At 30.9% G+C, this 1,301-nt stretch carries 1 protein-coding gene and 1 pseudogene; both read left to right on the forward strand.

Going from position 1 to position 1,301, the window contains the following annotated elements:
* Positions 1-80 (forward strand): annotated as a pseudogene (locus CQZ94_RS30740) (IS6 family transposase); the annotation flags it as partial.
* A 982-nt stretch (positions 81-1,062) separates the two neighbouring features.
* The coding region (locus tag CQZ94_RS30745; protein WP_105588439.1) for a hypothetical protein at positions 1,063-1,301 on the forward strand (239 nt) is incomplete at its 3' end.

Raw genomic sequence — 1,301 nt, forward strand, 5'->3', positions numbered from 1 at the left:
AAGAACAGCTTGATTTACGATATCAGTCTGTCCAAAATCAGAAAGAATTCATCCATCACTTGTTTGGGCTAACAGCATAAAATACAATTCTGCTAGAAATATATGCGCTATATTCTCTTTTATTTTATCTTTGCACCAGAACCGCTATCTTTTGTATAGTTAACTTTACTGTTAGTCATGTATCCCACCCTTATTTATCTGAAAAATAAAAATAAATTCGAATGTATTTTGGTTTTTTGTGAAAGTTAACCATATAGAGGCCGCTGTGAGCTTGAAATAGAGTCAAGATATTTGTAAAAAAGACGTGGAGTTTTGAATAAAGCCACGATGTTTATAAAAACAAAAAGTTAAGGTGAATTAGGAGAATCTCTATTTTGGAATGAAATTGATCAGGTTGTTTTAGGTGTTTATTTAAAGCGTTTAATACGTATTTATCTGAACAACCAGTAAATAATTAAAAAGGAATTGTGGTGATGCTACATGTGAAGTTGCTGAATCCTAGCTTTCATGCTGCAAAAGTTCTTTGAGAGTGAGAGGAACTCTCATGGGCAAGGAACGTAGGATAAAAAGCGTAGAATCGATTATACGGAAAGGGAAAAAGAATCCTATTATTAATATAAATGAATGTAAAATGACTAAAAAAGAACTTAAATTCTTGACAGATAGAAAATAAGTTCTTTCTTTGTTAGTGGAGTTTTATTTAGCAGTGTGTTGGAGCACTATATAATATATGTATTTATTAGTAAGAGGTGTTTAATTTCCAAAAAATGTATCTTTGTAAATAAGAAAAAAGGACAGTTGAAAACTGTCCTTTTTTCTATCTTTTAAAGATAGTTACCGAACAGGTAATTTAGGGTTTTGGGGTATAAGATGATTATCATCTCATTGTTAATGTATGTAAGTAATACAAAATGGCTTGTACAATTGTTAAAATTAGTGATTTTTTTTTGATAAATTAGTTAATTGGATGTTTGATAGAGGAAGAAAGTCTAATCAATTAATATATTTCTTTCATAATATATAATGCAAATAAAAATTTTTAGGAAAAAGGGGGTATATTAAATGTGTTTTGAACGTAGATGTGAATGTGATGAATGTAATAGAAACCGAAGAAGAAGAAGAGAACGTGAGGAAGTAAGAGAACTGGGGAATTTTGAAGGACGAAGAAGATTAAACGGTTTACGAGAAGGCGACAAAATTAACGTTTTTTCAGGCGGAGATCAGATCGATGGAAGAGGAGTCTTTGTTCGTATAGAGGATGGATTTCTTATTTGGGTGGATGCTGCTGCTAATATTAATGT

Source organism: Bacillus sp. MYb209, from assembly GCF_002975175.1.
Taxonomy (GTDB): Bacteria; Bacillota; Bacilli; order Bacillales; family Bacillaceae_G; genus Bacillus_A.